Origin of the sequence: Streptomyces apricus (assembly GCF_008369065.1) — a bacterium.
In the GTDB taxonomy this organism is placed as follows: Bacteria; Actinomycetota; Actinomycetes; order Streptomycetales; family Streptomycetaceae; genus Streptomyces; species Streptomyces apricus.
Genome location: NZ_VDFC01000046.1, coordinates 162,444 through 169,450, shown reverse-complemented (window position 1 = coordinate 169,450; position 7,007 = coordinate 162,444). Strand labels below are relative to the sequence as shown.

General features: G+C 73.1%; 3 protein-coding genes and 1 pseudogene. All 4 read left to right on the top strand.

Annotation, left to right across the window (positions count from 1 at the left end):
* Window positions 1–127 precede the first annotated feature (127 nt).
* The 4 genes and pseudogenes from FGF04_RS20825 to FGF04_RS20810 all read left to right on the top strand — a co-directional run bounded on the left by FGF04_RS20825 (window position 128) and on the right by FGF04_RS20810 (window position 6,980).
* Window positions 128–2,321 (top strand): annotated as a pseudogene (locus tag FGF04_RS20825) (molybdopterin oxidoreductase family protein).
* A 122-nt stretch (window positions 2,322–2,443) separates the two neighbouring features.
* Entirely contained in the window at window positions 2,444–3,973 is a 1,530-nt protein-coding gene (locus FGF04_RS20820) for a CitMHS family transporter (RefSeq protein WP_149512829.1), read from the top strand.
* A gap of 76 nt (window positions 3,974–4,049) precedes the next feature.
* Window positions 4,050–5,324 carry an MFS transporter gene (locus FGF04_RS20815; RefSeq protein WP_149512828.1) on the top strand — a complete coding sequence of 425 codons (1,275 nt, stop codon included), beginning with the start codon at window positions 4,050–4,052 and terminating at the stop codon, window positions 5,322–5,324.
* A gap of 267 nt (window positions 5,325–5,591) precedes the next feature.
* On the top strand, window positions 5,592–6,980 hold the full coding sequence (locus tag FGF04_RS20810; RefSeq protein WP_149512827.1) for an aldehyde dehydrogenase family protein: 1,389 nt from the start codon (window positions 5,592–5,594) through the stop codon (window positions 6,978–6,980).
* The last annotated feature ends 27 nt before the right edge of the window (window positions 6,981–7,007 follow it).

Here is a 7,007-nt window from a genome sequence, read left to right as displayed (position 1 = left end):
GTTCCGCCCTGTCCGGCAGGCGGATTCGCGACGTGACCCCCTCGACCCCTCCCCACCGTGCGTACCGGTCGGTATGCTCGGCCCGGTCAGTGCGTCACCGTCGCCGCCATCCCCTCCGGGAGGACCCGTGTCCACCACCACCGACTCCCGCACGGCCCTGCGCATCTGCCCGCTCTGCGAGGCCACCTGCGGGCTGACCCTCACCATCGAGGGGACCAGGGTGACCGCCGCGCGCGGAGACCGCGACGACGTGTTCAGCCGGGGGTTCATCTGTCCGAAAGGGGCCGCGTTCGGCGCGGCCGACGGTGACCCGGACCGGCTGTGGACCCCGCTGGTGCGCACCGACGGCGTACTGCGCGAGGCCACCTGGGAGGAGGCCTTCGACGCGGTCGCCGCCGGACTGCGCCCGGTCGTCGAGCGCCACGGCCCGCACTCCGTCGGAGCCGTCCTCGGCAACCCGAACGTGCACACCATGGCCGGCGCCCTCTACCCGGCCGTCCTGCTCGCCGGGCTCGGCACGCACAGCGTCTTCACCGCGTCCACCGTCGACCAGATGCCCAAGCACGTCTCCAGCGGCCTCCTCTACGGCGACGCCAACGCGATCCCCGTACCCGACCTGGACCGCACCGACCACCTGCTGCTGATCGGCGCCAACCCCCTGGAGTCCAACGGGAGTCTGTGCACCGCGCCCGACTTCCCCGGCAAGCTCAAGGCCCTCCGGGCGCGCGGCGGCACGCTGACGGTCGTCGACCCCCGCCGCACCCGCACCGCCAAGCTCGCCGACCGGCACGTCGCCGTCCGCCCCGGCACCGACGCCCTGCTCCTCGCGGCGATGGCGCACGTCCTCTTCGAAGAACGGCTCACCGACCTCGGCCACCTCGCCGAACTGGTCCAAGGACTCGACGAACTGCGCGAAGCCGTACGGGACTTCACCCCCGAGGCCGCCGCGCAGGCCTGCGACGTCGACGCCGCCACCATCCGGGAACTGGCCCGCGACCTGGCCGCCGCGCCCACCGCCGCCGTCTACGGCCGCATCGGCAGCTGCACCGTCCCGCACGGCACCCTGGCCAGCTGGCTGGTCGACGTCCTCACCATCCTCACCGGCAACCTCGACCGGCCCGGCGGCGCCCTCTTCCCGCAGGCCGCCACCGACCGCACGCCCCGCCCCGCGGGACCCGGCCACGGCTTCGCGCTCGGCCGCTGGCACAGCCGGGTGAGCCGCCACCCCGAGGCCAAGGGCGAACTGCCGCTCGCCGCACTCGCCGAGGAGATCGACACCGCGKCCCCCGAGGGCGAGCCCGTGCGCGCGCTCGTCGTCATCGCCGCCAACCCCGTCCTCTCCGCCCCCGACGGCGACCGCCTCGACAAGGCCCTCGACTCGCTCGACTTCATGGTCAGCGTCGACCCGTACCTCAACGAACTTCGCCTTCAACACGCTCGCCGTCCGCAACCAGGTCCGCTACACCCGGGCCGCCGTCCCCCTGGAACCCGGCAGGATGCCCGAGACGGAGATCCTCGCCCGGCTGGTCCTGGCCGCGACCGGCATGCACGGCGCCGACCCCTCCACCGTCGACGCCCTGGTCGTCGACCGGACCCTCGGCAAGGCCGTCACGGAGGCGCACTCCCCGGTGCACGGCCGCGACCCCCGCGAACTCGCCGCCGCCCTCACCGGTGACACCGGCCCCGAGCGCCGTCTCGACATGATGCTGCGCCTGGGCCCGTACGGCGACGGATTCGGCGCCCGCCCCGACGGCCTGAACCTGGAGAAACTGCTGGCCGCGCCCCACGGCATCGACCTCGGACCGCTGAAGCCGCGCCTGCCCGGCCCGCTCAAGACCCGCAGCGGACGCGTCGAACTGCTCCCGCAGCCCCTCGCCGACGACCTCCCGCGCCTCAGGGACGCCCTGCGCGCCCGCCCCGACGGCCTCGTCCTGGTCGGCCGCCGCCACCTGCGGTCCAACAACAGCTGGATGCACAACATCCCCGCCCTCACCGGCGGCACCAACCGCTGCACCCTGCACCTGCACCCCGACGACGCCGAACGCCTCGGCGTCACAGACGGGGCGCCGGTACGCGTCAAGGGCGCCGGGGGAGAGGTCGTCGCCCCCGCCGAGGTCACCGACGCCGTACGGCGCGGGGTCGTGAGCCTGCCGCACGGCTGGGGGCACGACCGGCCCGGCACCCGGCTGCGGCACGCCGCCGCGGACCCCGGCGTCAACGTCAACCAGCTGCTGGACGGCAGCCTCCTCGACCCGCTGTCCGGCACCGCGGTCCTCAACGGCGTACCCGTCGAGGTCGCGCCGGCCGGCACCACGCTGTGACCAGGAGTTTTGCGCTTATTGCTCGCACGTCAACATCTTGTTAAGGCTTGAAGGCCCGACCTAACGTCACTCGAACCGCCGGCCCTGGTGGGAGTTCAAGGGCGAACGTTAGGTGTCCACTCATGCTGACCATCCTCGGCTTCACCATGATCGCGACCTTCCTGGTCCTGATCATGCTGAAGAAGATGTCGCCGATCGCGGCGCTCGTACTGATCCCGGCGCTCTTCTGCGTCTTCGTCGGGAAAGGCGCCCACCTCGGCGACTACGTCATCGAAGGGGTGGGCACCCTCGCGCCCACCGCCGCGATGCTGATGTTCGCCATCGTGTACTTCGGCGTCATGATCGACGTCGGCCTCTTCGACCCGGTCGTCCGGGGCATCCTCAGGTTCTGCAAGGCCGACCCGATGCGCATCGTCGTCGGCACGGCCCTGCTCGCCGCGATCGTCTCCCTGGACGGCGACGGCTCGACCACCTTCATGATCACGGTCTCCGCGATGTACCCGCTCTACAAGCGCCTGAAGATGAGCCTCGTGGTGATGACCGGTGTCGCCGCCACCGCCAACGGCGTGATGAACACCCTGCCCTGGGGCGGCCCGACGGCCCGCGCCGCCACCGCGCTCAAGCTCGACGCCGGTGACATCTTCGTCCCGATGATCCCGGCGCTCGCCGTCGGCCTGGTCGCCGTGATCGCCCTCTCGTACGTCCTCGGCCTGCGCGAGCGCCGCCGGCTCGGCGTGCTGAGCCTGGCGGAGGTACTGGAGGAGGAGCGGCCGCGGGAGACGACGGCGGCGGTGGTGACGGAGACGGCGACGCAGACCGAGAACGAGACCGAGACGGTGCTGGTCGGGGCCGGTGCGGGTGCCTCCGGCGGCCCCGGCGGCGGCAGCAAGGTGCGCTTCACCAAGGGCACGGGGAGCACGGGGAGCACGGGGAGCGCGGGCTCCGGCTCCGGGACCGGCACCGGAGCCCCGGAGGAGAGCGCACCGGCCGACGAGGAGGACGACGTGCGCCTCCAGGGCCTCGACCCGAACCGCCCGACGCTGCGGCCGAAGCTGTACTGGTTCAACGCGCTGCTCACGGCGGTCCTGATCGCCGCCATGATCCTGGAGCTGCTGCCGATCCCGGTCCTCTTCCTGCTCGCCGCCGCGCTCGCCCTGACCGTCAACTTCCCGAACATCCCCGACCAGAGGGAGCGGCTGGCCGCCCACGCCGACAACGTCCTGAACGTGTCCGGCATGGTCTTCGCCGCTGCCGTCTTCACCGGCGTCCTCCAGGGCACCGGCATGGTCGACTCCATGGCGAAGTGGCTCGTCAACGGCATCCCCGAGGGCATGGGCCCGCACATGGCCCTCGTCACCGGCGCCCTGAGCCTGCCGCTCACCTACTTCATGTCGAACGACGGCTTCTACTTCGGCGTCCTGCCCGTCCTCGCCGAGGCCGGTGCCGCGCACGGCGTCTCGTCGCTGGAGATCGCCCGCGCCTCCCTCGTCGGCCAGCCGCTGCACATGTCGAGCCCGCTGGTCCCGGCCGTGTACGTGCTGGTGGGCATGGCCAAGGTCGACTTCGGCGACCACACCAGGTTCGTGGTCAAGTGGGCGGCGCTCACCTCGCTGGTGGTGCTCGGCGCCGGAATCCTGTTCGGCATCATCTGACCCACGGCCGGCGATCCACGGCCGACGACCCACGGCCCGCTCACGGCCCGCTCACGACGGAGGCCGCACCCATCCGATGAAGAACGTCACCGAGAGGCCCGGCGGGAGCCGCGGCTGGCTGCTCCGCCTCGTCATCGCCTTCAGCTTCGCGCAGGGGGCGGTGTCGATGGCGCGGCCCGCCGTCTCCTACCGGGCCCTCGCGCTCGGCGCGGACGAGCGGGCGATCGGCGTGATCGCCGGCGTGTACGCGCTGCTGCCGCTCTTCGCCGCCGTCCCGCTCGGCCGCAGGACCGACCACGGCCGGTGCGCCCCGCTGCTCCCCGCGGGCGTGGTCCTCATCGCCGGGGGCTGCGCCCTCAGCGGTACGGCGGACTCCCTCACCGCGATGGCCGCCTGGAGCGGGGTGATGGGCCTGGGGCACCTCTCCTTCGTGATCGGCGCCCAGTCGCTGGTGGCCCGCCAGTCCGCGCCGCACGAACAGGACCGCAATTTCGGCCACTTCACCATCGGCGCCTCGCTCGGCCAGCTCGTCGGGCCGGTCGCCGCGGGCGCCCTGATCGGCGGCCCCGACATGGCGGGCACCAGCGCCCTCGCCCTGCTGGTGGCGGGCGGCGTCGCGGCGTTCTCGTTCGTGTCCCTGTGGCGCATCGAGCACCGCACGCCGGCCGCGTCCCGCACCGGGCAGGGGCCGCGCGTGCCCGTGCACCGCATCCTGCGCACCCGGGGCGTGCCCGCGGGCATCTTCATCAGCCTCGCCGTGCTCTCCGCGACGGACATCCTCACCGCGTACCTGCCGGTGGTCGGCGAGCACCGGGGCATCGCGCCCTCCGTGATCGGCCTGCTGCTCAGCCTGCGGGCGGCGGCGACCATCGCCTGCCGGCTGGTGATGACGCCGATGCTGCGGCTGCTGGGCCGGGCCGCGCTGCTCACGACCACCTGTCTGCTGGCGGCCCTGCTGTGCGCCGGGATCGCGCTGCCCGTCCCGGTCTGGGGCCTGGCCGTGATGCTCGCCGTGCTGGGCTTCTGCCTGGGGGTGGGGCAGCCCTTGTCGATGACCACGGTCGTCCAGGCGGCCCCCGACGACGCCCGCTCCACCGCCCTCGCCCTGCGGCTGACCGGCAACCGGCTCGGCCAGGTCGCGGCGCCCGCCGCGGCGGGGCTGATCGCCGGGGTGGCGGGGGTGGCGGCCCCGTTCGTGATGCTGGGCGCGCTGCTGCTGACGGCCTCGACGCTGGGCCTCCGGCAGGGGCGGCCACCTTCGGATCCGGGCGCGCCCAAAGGGGTACATCTGCCGGTGAGTGCGCGTCTGCGGGCGCGTCGTGGCCGTTCGCGCAGTTCCCCGCGCCCCTAAAGAGGGGCGCCCCTCTTTAGGGGCGCGGGGAACTGCGCGACAAGCCCCCACGTTCCCCGCGCCCCTAAAGAGGGGCGCCCCTCTTTAGGGGCGCGGGGAACTGCGCGACAAGCCCCCACCGGTCCGCACCCGACCCTCCACGGAACCCACCCTCCCGAACCCCCGGAGGGCACCCCCTGGCGTCACAAAACTAACACCGCTAGTTTCAGCGGTGGAGGACGGCTAGGTTGGAGGCCGGACGACGACGACCTCCCGGGAGGAAACCGCATGAACGCACACGACGGCATGTACATCGGCGGCGAGTGGCGCCCCGCGGCGGGCGCGGACACGATCGCCGTCGTGAACCCGTCCGACGAACAGGTCATCGCCCTGGTCCCGGCGGGCACGATCGAGGACGTCGACGCCGCCGTACGCGCCGCCCGCGCCGCCTTCCCGGCCTGGGCGGCCACCCCGCCCGCCGAACGCGCCGCACGGCTCGCCGCCCTGCGGGACGTCCTGGTCGCCCGCAAGGACGAGATCGCCGGGACGGTCACCGCCGAACTCGGCTCCCCCCTGAAGTTCTCCCAGGCCGTCCACGTCGGCGCACCGATCGCGGTCGCCGGCTCCTACGCGGACCTCGCCGCCTCGTACGCCTTCGAGGAGAAGATCGGCAACTCGACCGTCTACCTGGAACCGGTCGGCGTCGTCGGGGCGATCACGCCCTGGAACTACCCGCTCCACCAGATCGTCGCCAAGGTCGCCCCGGCGCTGGCGGCCGGCTGCACCGTCGTGCTGAAGCCCGCCGAGGACACCCCGCTGACCGCGCAGCTCTTCGCGGAGGCGGTCCACGAGGCGGGCGTCCCGGCCGGCGTCTTCAACCTCGTCACCGGCCTCGGCCCGGTCGCGGGCCAGGCGCTCGCCGAGCACGAGGGCGTGGACCTGGTCTCCTTCACCGGCTCCACCGCCGTCGGCCGGCAGATCGGCGCGACGGCCGGCGCGGCCGTCAAGCGGGTCGCCCTGGAACTCGGCGGCAAGTCCGCCAACGTCATCCTGCCCAGCGCCGACCTGGCCAAGGCGGTGAACGTCGGCGTCGCCAACGTGATGTCCAACTCCGGCCAGACGTGCAGCGCCTGGACCCGCATGCTCGTGCACGACTCCCAGTACGACGAGGCCGTCGCCCTGGCCGCCGACGCCGCCGGGAAGTACGGCGAGCGCATCGGCCCGGTGGTCAACGCCAAGCAGCGCGAACGCGTGGTCGGATACATCGAGAAGGGCGTCGGCGAGGGCGCGCGGCTCGTCGCGGGCGGCCCCGAGGCCCCGCGCGAGCAGGGCTACTTCGTCAGCCCGACCGTCTTCGCGGACGTCGAGCCCGACATGGCGATCGCCCAGGAGGAGATCTTCGGCCCGGTCCTGTCCATCATCCGGTACGCGGACGAGGCGGACGCGCTGCGCATCGCGAACGGCACGGTGTACGGGCTCGCGGGCGCCGTCTGGGCCGGGGACGAGGCGGAGGCCGTGGCCTTCGCGCGGCGCCTGGACACCGGACAGGTCGACATCAACGGCGGGCGCTTCAACCCCCTGGCGCCCTTCGGCGGTTACAAGCAGTCGGGCGTCGGACGGGAACTGGGCCCGCACGGACTGTCCGAGTACCTCCAGACCAAGTCCCTCCAGTTCTGAAGACCCAGACCCCTAGGAGCGTTGTCC

Bases quoted from the DNA above. Each gene is read 5' to 3' on its own strand.
- FGF04_RS20820 (WP_149512829.1), top strand. From the start codon at position 2,444: ATGCTGACCATCCTCGGCTTCACCATGATCGCGACCTTCCTGGTCCTG.
- FGF04_RS20815 (WP_149512828.1), top strand. From the start codon at position 4,050: ATGAAGAACGTCACCGAGAGGCCCGGCGGGAGCCGCGGCTGGCTGCTC.
- FGF04_RS20810 (WP_149512827.1), top strand. From the start codon at position 5,592: ATGAACGCACACGACGGCATGTACATCGGCGGCGAGTGGCGCCCCGCG.